The sequence below is a fragment of the Micromonospora sp. SYSU B005 genome (genome assembly GCF_055362685.1).
The window spans coordinates 84,490-107,736 of record NZ_JAXCFU010000012.1; the positions used below are offsets into that span (position 1 = coordinate 84,490).

Sequence of the window (23,247 nt, forward strand, 5' to 3'; positions counted from 1 at the left end):
CACTTCGGTCAGCATATTCGCCCGAGAGGGTCACCGCGTCCGCTCGCCCTGACGAAAATTCGAAGGTATCGTGCCGCTTGTGAGGTCAACTCGCCCTTCCCGGTCGGACCTCGTCCATGACTGACGACTTTGACGTTCTTCGACGTCATCTCGTGACCATCGCTACTGCCACGTACGAAGACCCGACGTGGGAGGACCTGCCGGGTGTCCATGACGAAGTGGCGGTGTTGCGTGATTGGCTCTGCGCCGAACACCTGACCGACCGGCGATTCGAGGTGCGCTGGCCCGAACTCGCCGACGACCCTACCGAGGACGACATCCGGGGCCGGCTCAAGCATCTCGCCCGTGACCGCGTGTGGACGGACGCTGACGCGGCAGTGCTGTACGTGACGGGCCACGGCGTCGAGGCCGACTCGACACACTACCTGATTCTGCGCAAGAGCGTCGGGTCCATGCTCGCTACCACCGCGCTGCGGACCTCCGACCTCATCAGCTGGCTGGCCGACACACCGATCCACCACCTGCTGATCATCATCGACGCCTGCTACGCCGGCCAGGTCGCGCACGATGCCATGCGGCTGAGTCGGCAGCTTCACCGCCGCTGGCTGATTCTACCGAGCGTCACTCGCGACGAGAAGGCGGTGACCGGGGCACTCACCTCTGCGATCGTCAAGTTCCTCGACGCACTGCGCGAACCGGAAGGACGACGCTACGGGGAAGGCCCGTACATCGACGTGGCGGCGTTCGTCCAGGACGTGCAGGAGCACCTGGGGCCTGGCCAGTCGCTGTATCCGCTCTACGGCGGCCAGTTGGCAGGGCCGCACGTCTGCCTGCCCAACCCACACCACCAGCGCAGCGCGGTACTCGAGATCGGCCCGGCCCGGCACGAGCTCGCACTGCCCAGACAGGAACTGGAGACCCATTGGTCACCGCGTTCGCGCGGGGTGGCTACCGGCGAACAGGCCGGTTGGCTCTTCACCGGGCGGGGCGCCCTCATGCGAAAGTTGATCGCCGCCGCAACCAGCCGGCCCCGCGTGACGGTCATCTCCGGTGGCGCTGGCAGCGGCAAGTCCGCGGTCCTGGCGCGCCTGGTGACCCTGAGCGACCGACAGTTCGCCGAGGAGTACGCGGAGGAGATCGCCGCCGTGCCGGCCGGGCTCCGGCCCCCGCTCGACGCCGTCGACGTCGCCGTCCTGGCCACCGGGAAACTGCACACGCAGGTCCTGAAGCAGATCTGCGACGCCCTGCGCGTACCCCCGCCGGAGACCGGCTCGCCGGAGCCCACCGTGGACCAGCGCCTCGCCTCGTTCCATGCCTGGCTCAAGTCCCGGGCGACGCCCATCACCGTCGTCATCGACGCCCTCGACGAGGCGACGGATCCGGTCGTGCTCGTCCGTGAAGTGCTCGCCTTCCTGGAGCCCGACCCAGCGAACCCGAAGATCCGGCTTCTCATCGGCGTCCGTTCACTCGCCGCGCCGAACCGGGCGGCGCACGCGGGTTCTTCGCCCGCCGCCATGCCACTGGCCGACCTGGCCGAGTCCGTCCTGCACGCCGAACGTATCCCGGTGGACGAGGCACCATGGTGGGACCAGCGCGACGTCGTCGCCTACGTGCAGAGCATCTTGACACGCACCAGGAACTCCCCGTACGCGTCGATTGACATCGCGGACACCGAAGGTGTCGCGGGGGCTGTCGGTACCCGCGCCGCCCGCTCGTTCCTGGTCGCCCGGATCGCCGCCTCATCGCTCGCCGGACGTCAGAAGGTTATTCAGGCCGACGATCCCTCGTGGCTCAAGGCACTCGACGACGGATTGCTCGGTGTGTTCCGCGACGACCTGCACAACAGCATCGCGAGCGCTGCCGACCGGCACCGCGCAGTCGTCCTGATGCGAGCCGTCGCCTTCGCGTTCGGGGCCGGGCTGCCTTGGCGCGGATTGTGGCCGCTGGTCGCCAGCGCGGTCGACGAGGACGGCGGCCAGTACGGCGACTCGGACATCGTCGCGCTGTTGACCTCGAGGCTCGGCGCCTACCTGATCACAGATCGGGACAACGGCATGACCGTCTACCGCCTCTTCCACGACTCCCTGCGCAGCACCTTACGAGACCGATGGCGGGAACTCCTACGGCTGCCTGCCCCTCTCCCCGGTCAGGGATCCCGTCAGGAAGCGAGCCGCCGTTGAGAAGCGGCATCCTCCTCAGCGTGCGTGCCACTGGCGGCCCTCGGGCATTTTGGGACGGAGGTAGGCGCGGCAGCATGCCCTTTGGCATTGATATTCTCCTCTGCTGTTGGCCGCGACTACACAGTAGAGATCGACAGCAACCGCGGATGACGTCGGCTCAGCGGTGCGGAGCGCGCAAGGGATTGAGACCACCGGGTAACCGCCCGCCCGTACTCGCACAGGCATACCTCGAGGTTGCCACTACGGCCCCCGCCGCCACTGTCTCAAGCCGTCAACCGGCCGAGACGGAGGTACGACGCCGGCTCGACCACACCAGACGCGGGTACAGCAGAATGGCCACCAAGACGCCGGATTCGGTCTCGATCATGTACATCGAGTACAACTCTGGGGCGACATCGACCAGGGTCCATGATCGCCGTTCGTGGCGAACTACAACTCACGCCCAGGTAGCCGCATCAGCCGATTGCTGGCGCCGACGTCCCGGCTCGTGTTCGATGATCGACACGAACCGGTGGCCATCTCGGGCTGCGCATCGTCGGCGTAATCTCGATCGGTCGACAATCACCGTAGCTGGACTCGGCGGGGCCGGGCTGCCAACGGCCCCTTCGGCGACCTGCGCGGCTATCCCGGGGCCGGGTGATGCCACTGTGGCCCACTACGCCGTTCTTGGGTAATTGGCCGCGGTCGCGTACCGGCCGCAGCCCGGTCAGCGAACCCCTGCGCGACAGACGCGAACCACGTCGACAAGGCGAGAGAGCTCAGCCGTGGCGAAGTACGGCCCTGTGACCGACTCCCTGAAGTGGCACGAACAAGGCGAACTTTGGATATCGTTTCAACGGCTCCCGGAAGGTCCCGACGTGCGCGGGCCCGCGAGTGCCGGAGCTGCGCCCGCCGCCGAGCAGCTGGCCGGGCTGTTGCGGGAGCAGGGCAACCTCGAGCGTCACGGGATTCGGGCTGAAACTTGTGTCGCTGAGCTCCAGCGCCACCGAGATGTCCACGATCGGCTTCAAACAGGCGGCCGAGGCATCTCCCAGACTCGCTCGAACTCCCTAGCCACCTGCGGCCACACCAGCGCAAGACCGTCCGCCACCGAACGGATCTCTGCGGCCTGCGGCCCGCAGATGACGAACTCGTGCGGGATCAGCCGACCCGACTGGTCCTTACGCCCCAGCGGATCCGCGATGCGTAACGCCACCCTGTCCCCGAGAGGGTGGCAGATCTCCGGCGCATCGCCAGCGCCCACGAAAGCGGCTTCGTACTCCGGAAGGGGGTCCGGGAACCCGCCGGTGAGCAGGAAACGGAAACCCCACACCCGGCCGCGGGTGGCCCAGATGAGGCTCATCGCACGCTCCGGAGCAGGATCTGGTTCTCTTCGCCCTTCTCCAAGTCTATCCGGAAGCCGGTCAGTGTGGCCGAGAGGAACTCCTTCTTGGACAGTGCCTCGGCGTTGGCCGCCCGGAGCTTGTCCCCGGCCAGTTTCGCTGCGTTGCTCAAGAGGTCGGGACCGACGAGGTTCATCAGCAGGCCCAGCGGACCGGGCAGCCTGGTCCTAGCCAGCAGCGCGAGTGCCAGGTCGTCGGCACGGCCGAGAAGACCCTCGAACAAGCGTGCTGGGAGCCGTGTCAACTCGTGCCACCGGTGATGCCGCTCGAACGGCAGGACGGCGGCCAGCGGCATGATCAGATCTAACCCGACCCGATCGGTCACCGTGATCTTGCCCGGCTCGAACTTCGCCGACGAGAGCAGCACGAAATCCTCGCCCACCGACAGCGCCTCGCGGCCCTCCACCAGCCCGGCGATCGCCTCGCGCATCTGCTCGAGGTCGTCGCATGCCTTGGCGACGAGCAGATCACGGAACCTGTACACGTCCACGTCCGGCAGGAGGTCGGCCTTCGACAGCGCCATCACCCATATCCGGGGGAACTGGGCGAGCGGCTTGCCGTCCTCCAGCAGCTCGTCCCGTAGCGACAGCACGCCGTTGCGGAAATTGCTGAACAGAGACTTGAGGTACCGGTCCTCCTCGCCCGCGTTGTCGAGCAGCTTCTGGCCATCCACCAGCAGCAGGGCGACGTCCGAGCTCAGCAGGGACCGGAATGTGTCGGCGCGGCGCTGGGCCTCCTCGGGGCTCTGCACGGACTGCTCGAACCACTCCCCCGGATAGTCGTGCCAGACCAACCGCAGCACGTCGAACGGCCGGGACTTCGCCGCCGCGGGATCTGATCCGTCCTTCATCTGTACCTTGAAGGCGTACGACGTGGCGGCAAAGCGGGTGGTGAGCGGCAGCGTTCCCTCGTCCTTCATGCCGAGGTAGTTCTTGTGTAGCCGGTTGCCCTGGCCGATGTCTTCGGCCAGGACGTGGAAGAGGCTCCTCTTCACATACTGCGGCTCCTGCGTGGCACCGTAGAACGACGAGAGTAGGACGGTCTTTCCGCTGCCGCTCTCCCCGAACACTGCAATGTGCTGCTCGAACGCCCTCGGTTGCATGTGAGGACCTTACGCGAACCGGCGATCATCGCCGTGCACCGGCCAAGGGGCCGGGCGCATCGGAAAGGAAGGCGATCGGCAAGCGCGGCACCGGCTTGCAGCCCAGCGGGCGGTTGAAGGTCAACAAGACCAAGGTCAAGACCGAGACCCGCCTGGACCGCAAGTACCTCATCGCAACCTCGGACCCGCACATCAGCGCCGAGGACGTCGCTCTGGGCTACAAAAACCTCCTGGAAGCCGAACGCGGCTTCCGCGACCTGAAGTCCGACCTACTACTCCGCCCGGTCTTCCACCGCCTCGAACACCGCATCCGCGCCCACGCGCTCATCTGCTGGCTCGCCCTGCTCCTGACCCGCGTCGCGGAACGCGCCAGCGGCCTCACGTGGCGAAACATCAACCGGCAACTCGGGCGAATCGCACAGGTAACCCTCGCCGGCCCCGCCGGCACCGTCGTGCAGACCACCCCACTCAAGCCCGAACAGAAGGCCATCTACCAGGCACTTTCCATCCAGCCGCCACCCCGGGTCACCACCTTCGACCCCACATAACCAAGATCGACGAGAGTGCCGAGGGCGTGGACACACGACCCCCTTCTAAGGGACGTCTCGTAACTGGTTGAAGGCGTTGCCCGGCGCGGGGCCGGTGGTCAGCCGGCGAGGATGATGTTGTGGAGGTTGGCGATGCCGGAAGCGGCGTCGGCCAATGTGTGGGCGGCGCGGCGGTAGTCGCGCAGGATCTTGAAGCAATTCATCCTGGCCAGAGCGTGTTCGACGCCTGCTCGAACGGTTCTGTGTTCGACGTTGAGGGCTTCCTTCCAGGCTGGCAGGTCGCTGCCGTCGGTGGGCTTGCGGTACGGCATGATCACCTCGGCGTTGCCGCGGTAGCCGCCGTCGGCCATCACCGGCCGGCCGTCCAGCTTCTCCTGGATGCCCGAGGTGCGGTAGACGATGGTGTCGTTGCGGTTGCCGGGCTGCGGGTCGCCGACGGCGATGACCAGGCGGGTGCTGGCGTCGATGGCGACCTGCAGGTTCGTCGAGTACCGGTAGTTCTTGCTCCGGGCGGCCAGCCGGTGATCACGGGTCGGGACCAGGGTGCCGTCGACGATCGCGATCTGCTCGACCGGCCGCTTACGCACCGGCGCCAGGGCCAGCAGCGGCGCGAGGGTGTCGATGACCCGATGCGCCGCAGAGTGCGACACCCCGAACAGCGGACCGATCTGCCGCATCGTCAAGTTCGTACCTTAGTACGCGGCCACCAGCAACACCCGATCCGGCAGGTCCAGGGCCCACTGCCGACCCGGCCGGCCATCAGCGACGGCGTCACCGCCACGCTCGGCGACCAGCCGGACCAGCGTGCGGAACTGGGCGGGCTGCAGCCCGGTGAACGGGAAGATCCGCTCCGGGCGGCCTGCCGTGATCACCTGCACCCCGGCATCCTGCCCTGCCGTCCCTAACAGACAGACACCAGGGTTACGAGACATCCCTTAGACGTACGTTAATCTTTGCTGTCCATGCCGCGGATTCTGATGATCGTTCGACCACGAACTGCGGAACTCGGGTGGAACGATCCTCGCCACCAGGCCACGCCTATGCCGCCAATCACCGGGCTGCCCCTACCGGCCTGGGCGGCCGGTCGCCCTTGACTATTCGAGAAATCCGACGTGCTCCAGCACCTGCCGCAGCGCCGGGTCCGCGTCGGCGTGGCCACGTTCCAGACTCTTGACCGTCACGGTGAAGGCGTCTGGGGTGTTGTCGACGTGAAAAGTCTCCCAGCTACGGCACACGGGACAGCGTCGCCGGAGCAGGAAGGGGCGGAGCAGATGCAGCTGGCCGTCCTCGTTCGCCAGGTACAGACTTCCGACCTCAAGGTCATTACTAGTATGTGATCGCTGTCGGCCCGGCACGAGGGCGTTGTCGCCCATGAGTTCCTGATACTCCACCTCGGCGGTCCTCTGGATGGTGTCCCAGCGAAGGCCCGTGACGTGCACCAGGGGAAGGTCCGCAAGAAACGACGCTTGTTTCAGTAGGGTCGTGAGGTCGGCATGCGTTTCCTCTACGACAGAAGGAAGGTCACTCGCGTCGACCCGCCGAAGATGGGCTTTGTCGTTGCGTCGCCGAGCCAGACGCTGGCGGGCAGGTGCTGTTTCCGAGCCGGAAAAGGCCCGACTGAAGTCCCTTAGCGGGTTGCCATCGGGTACGCGCCGGAAGGCCTTGCTCTCCGCTGCCTCCTGAAGGATGGCGACCCAGTCCCCGAAGCCGGGCCCGTTGCTACCTCCCCGAGACAGTCGCCTCCGGATGCCGTCGACCGCGCCGAGGCGAAGACCCGCATCGCGCGAAAGCGACAGGACAACGAGCGCCGCGTAACACAGCAAGACCTCGCCAGTCTCCAGAATGGCTTCGTAAGCCGCCTCGTGGGAGCCTCTGGAGAGTTGAACCTGTACCTCGCTCCAGCGGTAGGCGATTGGGTGCGGGTAGCGGGTCCGCACCCGATGGCTGAAGTCGTCGAGCAGTGCCGCGGCGTGGACACGCATTCGCAGCTGACGTCCGGATTCCAATATTCGGCGCCTCGCGGTGACTGCGCTCTCATCCTCGAACACAGACCCGAGCAGCGCCTCGCACTCGTTCCTCCAGCTCTCCAGCTGCGATCTCGCGGCTTCGAGCCCCTCGAGAGTCGCGGCCAGCGCCGCATCGGGCTGCGGGATGGGCAGATCTCCCAGAACCGACGGGCTGAGACTGGCGACCGACAGCCCGGCGGCGTACGCCCGGACGAGCGGCGAGCGGAGGAACAGGACCGCGACGAGGTGTTGCGGCGCCTCCAAGCGCCCGTCAGCGCGAAGCGTCACGACACTGTCGTCTGCAGCCAGGGGCAGGTCGTCGGCGGTTACCTCCACGGCGACCAGATTGCCCAGCGCTTGTGGTGAGAAGAACCGCCGGAGCAGAATGTCTCCCGCTCGCAGTTGCCGATCCGGGGGAACCTCGGCCCACCGGGCTGAGTCGTCGGGGCCGGCTACCGTGCCATCGTGCCTGAGGTCTCGCCCCGACACGACCCGCACAAATCCATCCTGCCGCTGATCATGAAGAAGACGGCGATCCGCAGTTCGATGCAGAGCTGATGCCGGGAACGCGAACAGATCCTTCAAGGGAACTGTCGCACCCCATGCCTTCAGCTCCGACCATCGAGCGGTGGTGGCCGGATCGTGCAGCTCGATGGAAAGGCTTTCGCCCGCTCCTGGAGGGTCGGGCAGGACGTAGCCGAACTTTCCTGTGCCGCTCGCGCGGTCGAGAAGCCTACGGAAGTCGCCCTCCACCGCCTTGTCGTCCTCGTGCCGTGGAAGCCTGAAGAGCTTGAGGGGTTGAGGTGCCGACGAGCGCGGCCGCCAAAACACCGCAGCGATGTCGAAGCGCTCATGCACTCCGGCGAAGATGCCTGTCGCAAAGATGACAAGGCACGGCTGCCAGAAGTGATCAACGATCTCGCGGAACCTCCGCCCACCGGGAGAGGTTAGAGCGCTGGTCGGCAGCAAGGTCGCCAGGAGGGCTTCGGAATCGGTAGGCCGGGTTCCGGCTACGGCTATCTCATGAACAGACCGCAAGCGGCTCCCCGCTGCAGCCATAGTTGAGGATCCGGTCAGTCGCCCCCAGGGCGGAATCAACAACACCGGAGCGGTCCGGAGCAGGCTGGACGCGCGGTCCGCAAGATCCTCCGATGATCTGACCGGGTACGACCGCCAGTCATGGTCCAAACGTACGACAGCGTCGTCTTCCATAGTCACAACGGCTGGGTCGCTGTGCCCCAGAGCGCCAAAGGCCAGCTCAAGCAAGCGAAGGAACGTGTTGTGCCTAGCCGGGTGGGAGGGCGTGCCGTCGGTCACGCGGTGATGATATTCGCGATCAGCAACCGCCGATGCGGGAGACAGCTGCCGCGCCCATGCGGTCCCGAGGGCAGACGTCGGCTCAATGCGACCGGCCCATACTCCATTCGCAGCGCTCGTCGTCGGGCCGGTGGCCGGCGGCAGTGAGCGTCCGGGTTCGGCCCGCAGTTATGCATCCTCGTCCGCACGCTGCGGTGTATCCGCCCGAACGGTCGACCGGCCTGAACATGCTTCGAGTCCATGGCTCGTTACCCTTTGCCACTGGCGCTGCATGGGGTGTGATCCAGTAGGGCTGTCGGTGAACGAGAGGTGAGCGGTGGACGCGTTCGAGGTGCATCGGCGGCTGATCGAGGATTATCGGACCTTTACGGATGGTTTCGTCGACATCCACGACCAGCGGGTCCGGGAGCGCGTGGAGGCCGAGAGCGCCCGCGGAGCGCAGTGGCCAGCCCCATGGTCCTCCTTGAATCCGTCGTTCGAGCCAGGCGGTCGAGTGGATGACCTCGTACGTCGTGGCTTGCTACAGCAGGAATGCGCCCGGATCTTCCGCGTAAAGAAGGGTCCTGAGGATGTCGGGACTACGCCGATCACCCTGCACCGCCACCAGACCGATGCGGTAGAGGTCGCACGGACGGGCGCTTCTTACGTGCTCACTACCGGGACGGGCTCGGGCAAGTCGCTGGCGTACATGGTGCCGATCGTGGACCGGGTGCTACGGGAGGGCACAGGCCAGGGTGTTCGGGCAATCGTGGTCTACCCGATGAACGCGCTGGCGAACAGCCAGCAGGAGGAGATGCGCAAGTTCCTTGAGTTCGGCTACGGCGGGCATCCGCCGGTGACGTTCGCCCGGTACACGGGTCAGGAGACCGAGGAGGAGCGCCGAGCGATTCTCAAGCGCCGTCCGGATATCCTGCTGACGAACTACGTGATGCTGGAGCTGGTGCTGACCCGCCCGGAAGAGCGGCGCCCGCTGGTCGAGGCCGCGCAGGGATTGCGGTTCCTGGTACTCGACGAGCTGCACACCTATCGGGGCCGTCAGGGTGCGGACGTCGCCATGCTTGTCCGCCGGCTGCGAGATGCCTCCGGTGCCGGCACTTCATTGCAGTGCATCGGCACGTCGGCGACGATGGCCAACGCAGGGACTGTCGGCCAGCAGCAGGTCGAGGTCTCCGATGTCGCGTCGCGGATCTTCGGCACCGAAATCGGGCCGGAGCACGTGATCACCGAAACGCTCGTTCGAGCGACAACGACACGTGATCCAGACCCTGCGCAATTGGCGGCGGCGGTGACCGCACGCGGTGACGCCGAAGCGAACGATCCGGTGCTGCAGTCAGGGTTCGAGCGGCTCAGCGCCGATCCGCTGGCCTCATGGATCGAGGACACCTTCGGCGTCATGCCCGAGGAGGGCAGCGGACGTCTGGTTCGGCAGAAGCCAAAAAAGGTCACCGATGCGGCGCTTTTGCTCTCCGCGCTGACCGGGCACTCGGTGGAGCAGTGCGCGACGGCGATCCGCGCGACGCTGCTCGCCGGCTCGCGGGTTCGGGACGAGGCGACCGGCAGGCCGCTGTTCGCGTTCCGGCTCCACCAATTCCTGTCCAAGGGCGGCACGGTCTACGCGACGTTGGAGGCGGTGGCGTCGCGGGCAATCGAGACGACGTTCCAAATGGTGTTGCCGGGGCAGCCCGAGCGGCGACTCTATCCGCTGGCGTTCTGCCGTGAGTGCGGTCAGGAGTACCTGATCGCGCGCCGGGAGGGCGACCACCGAGCCGCGACGTTCCGGGCCCGGCATGGGTTACGGGTCAACGACAGTGACGACGGCTACCTATTCGTATCGGTGGACCGCGAGTGGCCAGCAGACCCTGTCGCTGAGGGACGTCTGCCGGGCTCGTGGCTGGCGGCCGACGGCGCGGGGCAACAAGTTGTGCAAGCTAGGCGACGTGACGTGCCGATTCGCTATCTGGTCCAGCCGGATGGCCGAGGCGTCGATGCTGGATCTTCGTACGATGCAGCTGATGACGCGGTGCTGGCAGCGTGGATCCCTGGGCCGTTCCGGTTCTGCCTCCGGTGCGGGGTATCGCACGAGCAGCTGCGCACCAGCGAGTTCACCAAGCTGGTCACGCTGGATCGCGAGGGCCGTAGTAGCGCCATGACGGTGGTGGCGTCGAGCGTGGTTCGCGCACTGCGGAGCCAGCCGGAATCCGCGCTGGGTGCCGACGCGCGCAAGTTGCTGACTTTCGTTGACAACCGGCAGGACGCGAGCCTGCAGGCGGGTCACTTCAACGACTTCGCGCTTGTAGTACAGCTTCGCGCCGCGTTGCACCGTGCCATGGTCGAGGCTGAGGCCGGTGGCGCTGACGGGTTGGATCCGCTGGACGTCACGTCGACGGTCACCCGCCGGCTTGGCCTGCAGGCCCGGGACTATGCGCTGGCCCCAGATGCCTTGGACCTGCGTGCGGCCGACCGGGCGCTGCGTGGAGTGGTGGAGTATCGAGTCCTCCGCGATCTGCAGCGTGGATGGCGGGTCACGCTGCCCAACCTCGAGCAGTCCGGCCTGATGACGGTCGACTACCCGGTGCTGGCGCTGTTGTCTGAGCGTGACGACCTGTGGGACGGCACGCACAAGGTGCTCGTCGACGCGGAGCCTGGGCAGCGCCTTGAGGTGACGAAGGTGCTCCTCGACGAAATGCGCCGGGTACTGGCCGTAGACGCTGAGGCGCTGACGCTAGAGTTCGTGGACCGGTTGCGCCGCCTGAGTCGGGAACACCTTACGGGGCTGTGGACCGTGCCAGAGACCGAGCCGGATCCGGCGATCGGGCTTGCCATCCCAGGCCGTGGCGGCCAGTGGCGCCCTCGTCACGCAATCTACCTGTCCGGGCTCGGCAGTTACGGTCGGTGGCTTCGGCACCGCGACCGGTTCGGCCGAACCCTGTCACCCGCTGAGGCCGATGACGTGATCTTCGCGTTGATGAAGGTGCTGGAGACGCACGGCGTGCTGGCCAAGGTCATCGAGAAGGACGTGACCGGCTACCGGGTGAAGTCGTCCGCGATGCTGCTTCGGGCCGGTGACGGCAAAGCTGGTGCGCCTGACCCCGTCCGGCGGCGGTTCGAGGCGGACCACCGGCCACGGGTTGTGCCGTTCTTCCGGGACCTCTACCTCGATGTCGGGTCCGGGTTGGCCGGGTTGAGAGCCGCCGAGCACACCGCGCAGGTACGTTCCGAAGAGCGGGAGGAACGCGAGCAGGAGTTTCGTAGCGGGGCCCGCCTACCGCTGCTGTTCTGCTCGCCGACGATGGAGCTTGGGGTCGACATCTCGTCCCTGAATGCGGTAGGGATGCGCAACGTGCCGCCGACACCGGCGAATTACGCGCAGCGCAGCGGGCGCGCGGGCCGCTCCGGGCAGCCGGCCCTGGTGGTCACCTACTGCGCCAGTGGCAACAGCCACGACGCCTACTACTTCGAGCGGTCGCACTTGATGGTCTCCGGTCAGGTGCAGGCGCCCCGGCTCGATCTCGCCAACGAGGACCTGATCCGGTCGCATGTTCACGCCATGTGGCTGGCGGAAACCGGCGTCCAGCTAAAGCGATCCATGGCCGATGTGCTGGCGTTGGATCTGCCACGCCAACCGGTTCAGGAAGTGCTGGCCGAAAAGCTGCGGCGACCCGAGGCAGCAGCGGCGGCTATCCGCGCCGGCCAGGCGTTGTTAGATCCGCTGCGACCGCTGCTGGCGCAGTCGGCGTGGTGGACGGTGCAGTGGGTGTCCCAGGTGGTCGGGTCGGCCTTTGAGTCGTTTGACCGGGCGTGCGGTCGGTGGCGAGACCTGTACACGACAGCTGACGCGGAGCGGCAGGCGGCGGCCGATCTCGCGGCTGACGCGACGGTCGGCCGGCAGAGCCGGGAGGATGCCGATCAACGCTATCGGGAGGCGCGGCAGCGTATCGAGCTGCTGTTGAACGAGACCGACGACGCCGGGCAGAGTGACTTCTACACCTATCGCTACCTTGCGTCGGAGGGCTTTCTTCCGGGGTATTCATTCCCGCGGCTGCCACTCGCGGCGTACGTGCCTGGCAGCCGCAGCCGTGGCAACACCTGGCTGCAGCGCCCACGATTCCTGGCGATCTCGGAGTTCGGTCCCGGTGCGCTGATCTACCACGAGGGGGCCCGGTACCAGGTGACGCGGATCAGCCTTCCCCGAGGGGGCGACGACCAGGTCAGTGGCGAGGTGGTGCGCACCGCCGCCCGGGTCTGTGAGGCATGCGGCTATCACCACCCGCGGCAGGTCGGTGTGGAGATCTGCCAGCATTGCGGACAACGGCTCGGCAGCGTCTGGAAGGACCTGCTGCAGATGCAGACCGTAATCACCAGGAGACGGGAGCGGATCAGCGCCGACGAGGAGGAGCGCAACCGGATCGGTTTCGAGCTGCGCACCACCTACCGGTTCGTGCCACGCTCCGGCCGCTCCGGCCGTTTCCTCGCCGAGGTCCTCGCCGCTGACGGACAGCCGTTGGCGGGGTTGGCCTACGGAGACGCGGCCGAGGTACGCGTCACCAACCTGGGTCGGAGAGCTCGCAAGAACAAGGACGTACACGGCTTCTGGTTGGACCTGGTGAAGGGCCGTTGGCTGTCGGAGAAGGAAGCCCGGGAGAGCGCGGCAGCGGACGGCAACACCGACGAGGATCTGGAGGCGAGGTTCGAGGACGTCAATCGCAAGGCACTGGTCACCCCGTACGTCGAGGATCGGCGCAACATCCTCGTGCTGCGATGGGCCGGGCAGGTCTCGATCGAGGAGGCGACCACCCTGCAGTTCGCGATTGAGCGGGGCATTGAGGCGGTGTTCCAACTGGAGGACTCCGAGCTGTCCAGTGAGCTGCTGCCCGACGCAGACCAGCGGGGCCGGGTGCTGCTCGTCGAGGCAGCCGAAGGTGGGGCCGGGGTGCTGCGCCGGCTGCAGTCCGAGCCCAATGCCATGGCTCGGGTCGCTTCCGAAGCACTGCGGATCATCCACATCGATCCGGAGACCTGGGAGGAGGACGATACGTCCTGCGTGCGGGGCTGTTATCGATGTCTGCTGTCTTACGGTAACCAGCTCTCACACGAGCTGATCGACCGCCGGCTCGTCGCGCCGCGCCTGCAGGATCTGGCGTCCGCGGTGACGCATCCCGAGCAGGAGCAGGAGCCGACCGGCCGGGGGCGGGCGGAAGATCCTGCCGACGCCGAACTGTCAGGGCCGGCGGGCCGATTGCTCCGCCTTCTGCAGGAGAACGGACACAGGCTGCCCAGCCGCGTCGACGTCGAGGTCGAGGGTGTCGCCGTGGACCTGGTGTTCGAGCGGGCAGACATGCCGTCGGTCGTTCTCATCGACCTCGACGGGCATCATCCACGGGACACCACACCGTTGATCTTCGGAGGTTGGAACGTGATCCATATCGGCGCCAGCGATGATCTGGCCGCTGCCGTGGCCGCGAATCCGGGCGTATTCGGCGAGGCGACCCGATGACGGCTCCCGCCACGGCTGGCGCTGCGTTTCCTATTGGTTCGCTGGTCACCGCGCGGGGACGCGAATGGGTCGTTCTCCCGGGCAGCGACCGGGAATTCTTGGTACTTCGCCCACTCGCCGGTGGTGAGGACGACATCGCGGGCGTGTTCGTCGATGAGGGTGTCTCGCACGCCACGTTCCCAGCCCCGACCCCAGATGATCTTGGCGATGATCGCAGCGCCCGCCTGCTGCGCGACGCCCTGCGGATTGGATTCCGAGCCAGTGGCGGCCCATTCCGTAGCCTCGCCGGACTCGCCGTTGACCCGCGCCCGTATCAGCTCGTGCCGCTGCTGCTCGCGCTCCGGCAGGACATCACCCGGCTGCTCATCGCCGACGATGTCGGGATCGGCAAGACGGTGGAGGCAAGCCTGATCGCGGCGGAGCTGCTCGCCCAGGGCAGCGTCCGCCGGCTGAGCGTTTTGTGCCCGCCGAGCCTCGCCGAGCAGTGGCGACTCGAATTGCAGGCGAAGTTCGGCATTCAGGCCGAGCCTGTGTTGCCTGGGACGGTCCGCCGCTTGGAGCGCGGCCTGGAGTACGGCCAGTCGATTTTCGAACGGCACCCGTTCACGATCGTGTCGACCGACTACATCAAGTCGGACATGCGTCGGGATGACTTCCTGCGCGCCGCACCCGAGCTGGTCATTGTCGACGAGGCACACGCGTGCGTCAGCGACGAGACCGCCGTCGGCGGTAAGGGACGCACCCAGCGGTACCGGTTGCTGAAGGATCTCTCTGCCGATGGTGATCGCCACCTCATCCTCGTGACTGCCACGCCTCACAGCGGGAAGGAGGAGACGTTCCGCAACCTCATCGCGCTGCTCGACCCTGCCTTGCGGGACATGAACCTCGCAGCCGAGGGAGGACGCCGTCGGCTGGCCGCGCACCTGGTGCAGCGCCGCCGCGCCGACATCCGGGACTTTCTCGGCGACGACACTAGGTTCCCGTCCGACCGGGCCACGGATGAGCAGACCTACGGGTTGTCCGAGACCTACCGCAGCTTGCTGGACGACGTCATGGCCTATGTCCAGGGTCAGATCACCGACCGCACCGGCAGCCGGGTCCAGCAGCGTGTGCGCTGGTGGTCCGCACTGTCGCTGTTGCGCTCCCTGGCATCGTCGCCTGCCGCTGCTGCGGCAACGCTTGCCACCCGCGCGACCACGGCGAACGCCACCAGCACAGACGCCGCAGACGCCACCGGTGCCGCTCAGGTACTCGACCTCATCGACGAGGACAGCCTCGACATAGCTGATGCAGTGCCCGGCGCACTTCCTGACGAGCCGGGCACAGGCAGTACGGCAGCGGTCCTGCACGACCTGCGGCAGCGTGCCATCGCCATCGCGGAAGAGACCAATCCAAAGCAGCGCCTCAAGCTCGACACGAAGCTGGCGCTGATCACCACGACGGTGCGGCAGCTACTGAAGGAGGGCTTCCACCCGATCGTCTTCTGCCGGTTCATCCCTACCGCGCACTACCTTGCCGGCCACCTCTCTGCCACGTTCCCGAAGGCCGTCGTCGAGGTCGTCACTGGCGAGCTGCCGCCCGAGGATCGCGCAGCTCGGGTCCGGGGCCTGGCCGACCGCGCCGGCAACGCCGACAAAATTCTCGTCGCCACGGACTGTCTCTCGGAGGGCGTCAACCTCCAGCACGACTTCCAGGCTGTCGTCCACTACGACCTAGCATGGAACCCAACCCGGCATGAGCAGCGCGAAGGCCGAGTCGACCGGTTCGGTCAGCCCCGTGATGTCGTCCGTGCCGTAACTCTCTACGGCGCCGACAACGTCATCGACCGTATCGTTATGGACGTCCTGATCCGCAAGCATGAGGCCATCCGGCGCGACCTCGGCATCAGCGTTCCCGTGCCGGCTACCAGTGACCAGGTTCTGACCGCCATCATGGACCGCGTCATGCAGCGTGGCCCGGTGTACGTGCAGGAGACGCTCGACATCGGCCTGCCCGAACAGGCACAGCAGCTCGAATTCGACTGGCAGAGCAGCGCCGAAGCGGAGCGCCGTAGCCGCAGCCGGTACGCCCAGCACACCATTCGCCCCGGCGAGGTGCAGCGCGAGGTCGAGGCTATGCGGGCCGCACTCGGCAGCCCGGATGATGTCGCGGGATTCGTCGCCACCGCACTTCAGGAGTGCGGCGGCATCCTAAGCCCGACACCGCTCGGCTTCACCGTCGAACCAGCCGTGCTGCCGGTCGGTCTCCGCGACATCGTGGGCAGCTCGACCAAGCCGGTCGTCTTCCAGCGTGACCTGCCGGCACCGCGCGGTGCCGCAGTCCTCAACCGGACCGACAGCACCTCCACGGCCATCGCCCGGTATGTCCTCGACGCCGCACTCGACCCTGCGCTGCCTGCTGCCGCCCGCCCAGCACGTCGATGTGGCGTCATCTTGACGACCGCAGTCACCCAACCCACGGTGCTGCTGCTAACCAGGGTCCGCGCCAATCTCACGCTCCCCGGACGGTACGGGCCGCATGCTCAGGTAGCCGAAGAGGCTCGGCCACTGGCGTTCACCGGCATGCCGGCCGACCCACACTGGCTCGATCCAGTCGCCGTCGAGGCGCTCATGGCCGCCAGACCAGATCGGAACCTCAGCGCGGACATCGCGCGCAACGTCATGAAGGGAATCCTCGACGCGATGCCCACCATAGCCGGTCACCTCGACCGCTTCGCTCACGAACTCGCCGACTCGCTGCGCGAAGCCCACGTCCGGGTCCGTACTGCCGCAAGAGGCGAGCGGGCCGGTGCCTTGAGCATCCGCGGCTTGACCGTTGAGCCGCAGCTCCCAGTCGACGTGCTCGGCGTCTACCTCTACCGTCCGGCGGCGCATTCATGAATGCTCCAGGTTTTCAAGGCATTCACGCGGTAGGTGGCGTCGTGCCGCCCGGCCTACTCGCCCGTATTCAGGCTGGCGAGCTGAAGGACCGGACCAGCCTGTCGCCCGCCTCGTACCATCTGGTCGGCCGCGAGACGATCCGCGACGCCGCAAGCCGCGCCTGGTCCTACCTGCGCGGCGCGTGGATGGCATGGCGCGAGCACGTCGCCGCCCAGCCGCCCGGCACAGCGGGCATCGCCGCCGCCCGGGAACAGTGGCTACTCGTCCTCCTGCGCGAACTCGGCTACGGCCAGGTGCCGGTCGTCAACGGGGGTTACACCATTGATGACCGGACCTACCCGATCTCGCATGCCTGGCAGCACGTACCAATCCACCTGCTCGGCCCCGGCATCGACCTCAATCACCGCAACCCGGCCATATCCGGCGCTGCCCGCGCACCTCAGGCGATGGTGCAGGAACTACTCAACCGCAGCGACCAGCACCTGTGGGCCATCCTGTCCAACGGCCTGCGCCTACGTCTACTCCGCGATTCCACCGCCCTAGCCGGCTCTGCTTACCTCGAGTTCGACCTCGAAGCCATCTTCGAGGGCGAGCTGTACCCAGAGTTCCTGCTCATGTGGCAGCTCTGCCACGTCTCCCGACTGGAGGCACGATCCACGGGAGACGGCAATGTCGCCAATCCAGCCGGCTGCTGGCTCGAAGTCTGGCGCGGCGAGGCCGCTGAAGCGGGCACGCGACTGCTCGACCGGCTCCGGGACGGCGTCGAGGAAGCCCTCACTGCCTTCGGTACCGGATTCATCAAACATCCCGCCAACCGCCCCCTCGTAGAGGCGCTACGCGACGGCACGCTGAGCAGGGCTCAATACCACCGCGCGCTGCTCAGGCTGGTGTACCGGCTGCTGTTCTGCTTCGTCGCCGAAGACCGTGACGCCCTGCTTCACCCGAAGGACGCGCATAAGGAACGCGACCGGTACACCCGCTACTTCTCTACGGCACGACTGCGGCGGCTCTCACGCGCCCGCGCCGGCAGCTCTCATCCCGACCTCTGGAAGGCGCAGGTACTCGTACTACGCGCGCTCGGCGGTGGCGGACACCCCGGCCTCGCACTGCCGCCGCTGGCCGGACTATTTGACCCCGACCCGAACCTCCCGAAGATCGACGCACTCGGCCCAGACCCGCTCCTCGGCTGCGCACTGACGAACGAAGACTTCCTCACCGCCATTCGCAAACTCGCCTGGGTCGCGCTGCCGGGCCAGCGCGTCCAGCCGGTCGATTACCGCAACCTCGGTGCCGAGGAACTCGGCAGCGTCTACGAATCCCTGCTCGAACTCGACCCACGCGTCGACCTCGACGACCGGGCATTTCACCTGCTCAACGTCAAGGGCAACGACCGCAAAACCACCGGCTCCTACTACACACCCCCGAGTCTGGTATCGGCACTACTCGACACCACGCTCGACCCTCTGCTCCAAGAGACCGTCGCCGATGCGACTAGTCCGACGGACGCCGAGACACGCCTGCTCGCCCTGACCGTCTGCGACCCCGCCTGTGGATCCGGCCACTTCTTAGTCGCAGCAGCACGGCGGATTGCCCGCCGCCTCGCCCAGGTACGGTCCGGCGACGACGAACCCACGCCGGCGCAGATCCAGCACGCCCTCCGCGACGTCATCGGTCACTGCATCTATGGTGTCGATCTCAACGACCTAGCCGCTGAGCTGGCGAAGGTGTCGCTGTGGATGGAGGCGCTGGAACCGGGCAAGCCTCTCGGCTTCCTCGACGCCCGCATCCGCGTCGGCAACTCCCTCCTCGGTGCCACCCCGGTGCTGCTTCGCGGGCCGCTGCCCGACGAAACGTTCAAAGAGCTGACAGGCGACGACAAAAAGACCGCCGCCGCAGTCCGCAAGCGCAACAAAGCTCAGGTTATCCGCCACGACGGATACGCCCAGGACCTGCTGTTCATCGGGGGTCCGGACCCGTCCAATGCCGACCTGGCTGCGCAGCGCGCCGCGCTGCTCGAACTCCCCGACGACGTGAACCTGGTCCGCGACCAGGCAAGCCGCTGGCAGAGCCACGAGCAGTCAGCGAAGTACCGGGCACGCCGGGTACACGCCGACACCTGGTGTGCCGCATTCGTGTGGCCTATGCCGCCCACCGGGACCAACGCGACACCCGAACCGCCCACTAATGCAATCATGCGAGCCATCGCCGGCGACCCGCTCAGCCCCACATACGCCCGCTTCACCGACTACGCAGAGCAAGTAGCTGCTAAGTATCGCTTTTTCCATTGGCATGTCGAGTTCCCTGAGGTCTTTCACGTCGACCAAGACACCGTAGAAGGCACCCCTCAGGGCTGGAGCGGTGGCTTCTCCTGTGTGCTCGGCAACCCGCCCTGGGAACGGGTCAAACTCCAGGAGAAGGAGTTCTTTGCCGCCCGGCACCCCGAGATCGCGACAGCCGCCAACGCGGCTACTCGCAAGCGGATGATCGCTGCATTGGGCGATTCGGCAAGCGCCGCCGATCGAGCCCTCCACCGGGAATGGATGGACGCGCTCCGGGTGTCCGACGGCATCAGCGCATTAATTCGCGAGTCTGGGCGATACCCGTTGACCGCCACCGGTGACATCAACACCTATGCCATCTTCGCCGAGGCAGCCCGCTCGATCATGGGAACAGTCGGGCGGCTTGGAATTGTCGTCCCAACTGGCATTGCCACCGACTCGACCACCCAGCGGTTCTTCAGAGACCTCGTCGAACGCCAGAACGTCGTGGCACTGCACGACTTCGAGAATGAAGACAAGGTCTTCCCGAACGTTCACAACCAGTACCGGTTTGCCCTCCTCGCCCTGTCGGGACGACGGTCACCCCGAGCGTCGCTCGTGTTTCGGGTGCGCCAGGCGGCTCAGATTTTGGACCGTGCTTACTCGATCACGCCCAATGAAATCCTGCTCCTCAACCCCAACACTGGTACCTGTCCTGTCTTCGTCTCCCGGCGCGATGCAGAGATAACTATCGGGATCTACCACCGCACGCCGGTCCTTTGGCGCGACGGCGACACCGACGGCAACCCGTGGGGACTGACATTTCTGCGGATGCTCGACATGGCAACCGACTCGGGACACTTCATTATCGGGGAGAAGGCCGAGGCGGACGGCTGGTCGCGTCGGGGGAACTTCTACCGCCGCGGCGGCGAGCGGCTACTGCCGCTGTACGAAGCAAAGATGGCGCACCACTTCGACCACCGCTTCTCAACATACGAAGGCGCGACCCAGGAACAACTCAACAAGGGAACGCTGCCGCGGCTCGATGACCGCGCCCACGCTGACCCGGCGCACGGGCCGCTACCAAGATACTGGGTGCCCGAAGGTCTGGTTGAGGACAAGCTCGCCGGAGATGAGGACCGAGGCAAGCCGGATTGGTCGAATGACTGGCTCCTCGGCTGGCGTGACATTGCCCGGGGCGTGGATGAGAGGACGTTGATCGCCACAGCGATACCGCGGTTTGGCGTAGGTGATAAGTACCTGCTCGCCCTTCCGCAGCAGCAGCCTGCAGCAGCGCTGCAAGCAAACCTCAGCGCCTTCGTCCTCGACTACACGGCCAGGCAGAAAGCATCCGGCGCGTCGTTCAAGTACTTCCTTATGAAGCAGCTCCCGGTGTTACCGCCCTGGACGTACGGAAACGAAGCGCCTTGGCAGGCGGGTACCGATCTGGGGTCGTGGGTAACCGCGCGTGTCCTGGAGCTGAGCTACACGGCGTACGATCTCGGAGGCTTCGCCCGCGACCACGGCGACGACGGGCCACCGTTCGTCTGGGATCGACCCCGTCGCGCGTTGCTCCGCGCCGAGTTGGATGCCGCCTACTTCCATCTCTACGGCGTGTGCCGTGAGGATGTCGACTACATCATGGACACCTTTAAGGTTGTCCGAGAACGCGACGAAAAGGCACACGGCGAGTACCGCACCAAGGGGCTGATCCTAGACACGTATGACGCCATGCAGCAGGCGATCGACAGCGGCAAGCCGTATGAGACGGTCTTGAATCCACCGCCTGGTCAAGGCCTGCGGCATCCGGCACGAGAAGAGGCGAGCGCATGAGCGACGACGTCATCATCCCGTCGCGTCACGATGAGCTGGTCCGCCAGGTAGGCCGGGACCTTATTGATCAGGGTCTGCGTCAGGGACGGTCGCTGTTCACGCCCGACCGGTCGGTGTGGAATTTGGATGTCGCTCAGGATCTGCGCCGCTGGTACAACGAGCAGCCTGATCTGGGCAAAGACCCGTTCATGGTGAAGCTCCAGCGCCAGCTCGCCTCGGCGTCGGATGAGGCAATCCAGTTGGCGGCAGAGCTGCTGACGCTGCAGGGACTGCCGCTGCTGAACCTGACGCCAGAGAAGCTGCGCGAGCGGGTGCTGACGGTGCTGAGCTGGATGCGGCAGCCCGTCGCGGTGCCCGAGCGTGTGCTGGCGGCTTTTACACAGGGCACATGGAATGGCGGAACCGGCGCCCACACCATGCTGTGGAAATGGCTGGTGGACGCCGTCGAGTTGGTGTGCGACTGGTGGGTGCTGCCGGCGGAGCAGCGAGAGCATGCGTTCACCGGCCCTTGGGCCTGGCAGGCTGCTATCTACCAGCACAAGATCATGCCGTCGCTACGGGAGGAGTTGCTGTACCTGGCCTACCCGACGCACTTCCTGCCGATCCTGAACATGGCGCACAAGAACGCGATCCGGGCCGCGTTTGCTGAGCCGGACACGGCGCTCACCGGCGACCTCAACCGGGACCTATTCGAGATCACCGTCCATATCCAGCGCGAGGCAGGGCAGGCGGTGGACTACTACCAGGCGCCGTTCATCGCACAGTGGCGCAAGCAGGCCGACCGGCCGCCAGGTGAGCGCCGCGCCTGGCTCGTACGACCCCGCCAAGGCGGGCACGAACTTGTCACCCGTTGGACGGGAGAGTCGTTCGTCTCTTTGGCAGCGTCCCACTTCGGCGACGTGCCGCCCGGGGCCTCTAAGTCCGAGGTTCGGGCTACAGTCGATTCCGGCTACCAGCACCTCGACTATGCCCAGCGGGTGGCGCTGGCCAACGAGTACCACGCGTTCCTGTCCCAGATGGATAGTGACGACGTTGTGGTGACGCTTGTCGATGACCACCTGTACCTGGGCGTCATCGACGGGGACCCGGAGTACCACGCCGCCGACAACGGTGCGCGACTGCGTCGTCCAGCCGGCTGGCTGGCGACTCCCCCACTGCCGGTCGAGACGCTGCCGGCACCGATACCGGCCGAACTGGATCAGCAAGGCACGGTCGTCGACCTGACCGGCGCGCTGGAGGTGCTGTCAGCACTTGTGGACACCAGCGCGGAGTCGTCCGATACGGTTGAGCCGTCCGAGCGGATCCCACCGCCTGCACGCGTCGTTCCGAAGCTGCCGAACGCGACCGAGGATCTTGCGACCAGGCTGTACATCGCCCGGCCGTGGCTACAAGACCTCATCGAGCTGTGGCAGGACCGTTCGCAGATCATCTTGTACGGACCGCCGGGAACAGGAAAGACGTACCTTGCACGAGCGCTCGCCGCGCATGTCGCCGAACGAGATGCCGTACGGTTGGTGCAATTCCATCCGTCGTACGCCTACGAGGACTTCTTCGAGGGCTTCCGGCCCGTCGAAGGGGCCGATGGCGGGTCAGTTGCCTTCGCCAAGACGCCTGGGCCGCTGCGTGAGATCGCGGTTGAGGCACGCGACAATCCCAAGCGGCCGTACGTGCTGATCGTGGATGAGATCAACCGGGCCAACCTAGCCAAGGTGTTCGGTGAGCTTTACTTCCTGCTGGAGTACCGCGACGCCACCATTCGGTTGCAGTACTCACCGTCCGAGGCGTTCAACCTGCCCCCGAACGTCTTCATCATCGGCACGATGAACACCGCCGACAGGTCGATCGCTTTGGTCGACGCGGCCATCCGACGCCGGTTTGCATTCGTCGAGCTACATCCCGACGACCCGCCGGTGCGCGACGTGCTCAGCAAGTGGCTCAAGGCTAACAACAAACCCGGCGATGAACGCGCATCGCTGCTTGCCGCCTTGAACGAGTCGATCGGTGAGGAGGACCACGACTTCAAGATTGGCCCGTCCTACCTGATGAAGCCAAACCTTGACACGGAGGCAGGGCTTGACCGGGTGTGGCGCTATGACCTAATGCCGCTGCTGGAAGAGCATTACTATGGCCGGCTTACCAAGACACAGATCCGCAACCGCTTCGGACTCGCCGCCGTCCGGTCCCGGATCAGCCCCCCGCCACCCGACGTCCCAGCAGCCGAGCCACCGACTCTGCCGCAGGCGTGACC

At 66.3% G+C, this 23,247-nt stretch carries 9 protein-coding genes and 1 pseudogene; 6 read left to right on the plus strand and 4 right to left on the minus strand.

Annotation, left to right across the window (positions count from 1 at the left end; translation table 11 throughout):
- Positions 1-116: 116 nt before the first annotated feature.
- Positions 117-2,180 carry an AAA family ATPase gene (locus SM452_RS24085; protein ID WP_463840761.1) on the plus strand — a complete coding sequence of 688 codons (2,064 nt, stop codon included), beginning with the start codon at positions 117-119 and terminating at the stop codon, positions 2,178-2,180.
- Positions 2,181-3,186: 1,006 nt separating this feature from the next.
- Here SM452_RS24085 and SM452_RS24090 read toward each other — a convergent pair.
- Both SM452_RS24090 and SM452_RS24095 read right to left on the minus strand, forming a co-directional pair.
- On the minus strand, positions 3,187-3,522 hold the full coding sequence (locus tag SM452_RS24090; RefSeq protein WP_463840762.1) for a hypothetical protein: 336 nt from the start codon (positions 3,520-3,522) through the stop codon (positions 3,187-3,189).
- A complete protein-coding gene (locus tag SM452_RS24095) occupies positions 3,519-4,664 on the minus strand; it encodes a TRAFAC clade GTPase domain-containing protein (RefSeq protein ID WP_463840763.1) in 1,146 nt (381 codons plus the stop codon). The genes SM452_RS24090 and SM452_RS24095 overlap by 4 nt, the downstream gene beginning before the upstream one ends.
- On the opposite strand from SM452_RS24095, the gene SM452_RS24100 reads away from it, so the two are divergent.
- The gene (locus SM452_RS24100; RefSeq protein ID WP_463840779.1) at positions 4,631-5,212 is read left to right on the plus strand and encodes an IS1634 family transposase; all 582 of its coding nucleotides are present in this window, start codon (positions 4,631-4,633) and stop codon (positions 5,210-5,212) included. The genes SM452_RS24095 and SM452_RS24100 overlap by 34 nt on opposite strands.
- 98 nt (positions 5,213-5,310) lie before the next feature.
- Here the strand turns inward: SM452_RS24100 and SM452_RS24105 are convergent.
- Positions 5,311-6,090, minus strand: a pseudogene (locus SM452_RS24105) (transposase family protein).
- A gap of 216 nt (positions 6,091-6,306) precedes the next feature.
- Complete coding sequence (locus tag SM452_RS24110; RefSeq protein WP_463840764.1) at positions 6,307-8,076, minus strand: restriction endonuclease subunit S domain-containing protein; 1,770 nt, start codon at positions 8,074-8,076, stop codon at positions 6,307-6,309.
- 775 nt (positions 8,077-8,851) lie between these two features.
- On the opposite strand from SM452_RS24110, the gene SM452_RS24115 reads away from it, so the two are divergent.
- The 4 genes from SM452_RS24115 to SM452_RS24130 are packed head-to-tail and all read left to right on the plus strand — an operon-like array spanning position 8,852 to position 23,245.
- Positions 8,852-14,029 (plus strand): DEAD/DEAH box helicase, encoded by a 5,178-nt coding sequence (locus tag SM452_RS24115; protein WP_463840765.1) that lies wholly within the window; start codon positions 8,852-8,854, stop codon positions 14,027-14,029.
- Entirely contained in the window at positions 14,026-16,908 is a 2,883-nt protein-coding gene (locus SM452_RS24120; RefSeq protein ID WP_463840766.1) for a helicase-related protein, read from the plus strand. Before SM452_RS24115 ends, SM452_RS24120 begins: the two co-directional genes overlap by 4 nt.
- Complete coding sequence (locus SM452_RS24125) at positions 16,905-20,999, plus strand: Eco57I restriction-modification methylase domain-containing protein (RefSeq protein WP_463840767.1); 4,095 nt, start codon at positions 16,905-16,907, stop codon at positions 20,997-20,999. The genes SM452_RS24120 and SM452_RS24125 overlap by 4 nt, the downstream gene beginning before the upstream one ends.
- Positions 20,996-23,245, plus strand: coding sequence for an AAA family ATPase (locus tag SM452_RS24130; RefSeq protein WP_463840768.1), 2,250 nt, complete (start codon positions 20,996-20,998; stop codon positions 23,243-23,245). Before SM452_RS24125 ends, SM452_RS24130 begins: the two co-directional genes overlap by 4 nt.
- Positions 23,246-23,247: the final 2 nt, after the last annotated feature.

Bases quoted from the DNA above. Each gene is read 5' to 3' on its own strand.
- SM452_RS24085 (WP_463840761.1), top strand. From the start codon at position 117: ATGACTGACGACTTTGACGTTCTTCGACGTCATCTCGTGACCATCGCT.
- SM452_RS24120 (WP_463840766.1), top strand. From the start codon at position 14,026: ATGACGGCTCCCGCCACGGCTGGCGCTGCGTTTCCTATTGGTTCGCTG.
- SM452_RS24095 (WP_463840763.1), bottom strand. From the start codon at position 4,664: ATGCAACCGAGGGCGTTCGAGCAGCACATTGCAGTGTTCGGGGAGAGC.
- SM452_RS24125 (WP_463840767.1), top strand. From the start codon at position 16,905: ATGAATGCTCCAGGTTTTCAAGGCATTCACGCGGTAGGTGGCGTCGTG.
- SM452_RS24090 (WP_463840762.1), bottom strand. From the start codon at position 3,522: ATGAGCCTCATCTGGGCCACCCGCGGCCGGGTGTGGGGTTTCCGTTTC.
- SM452_RS24130 (WP_463840768.1), top strand. From the start codon at position 20,996: ATGAGCGACGACGTCATCATCCCGTCGCGTCACGATGAGCTGGTCCGC.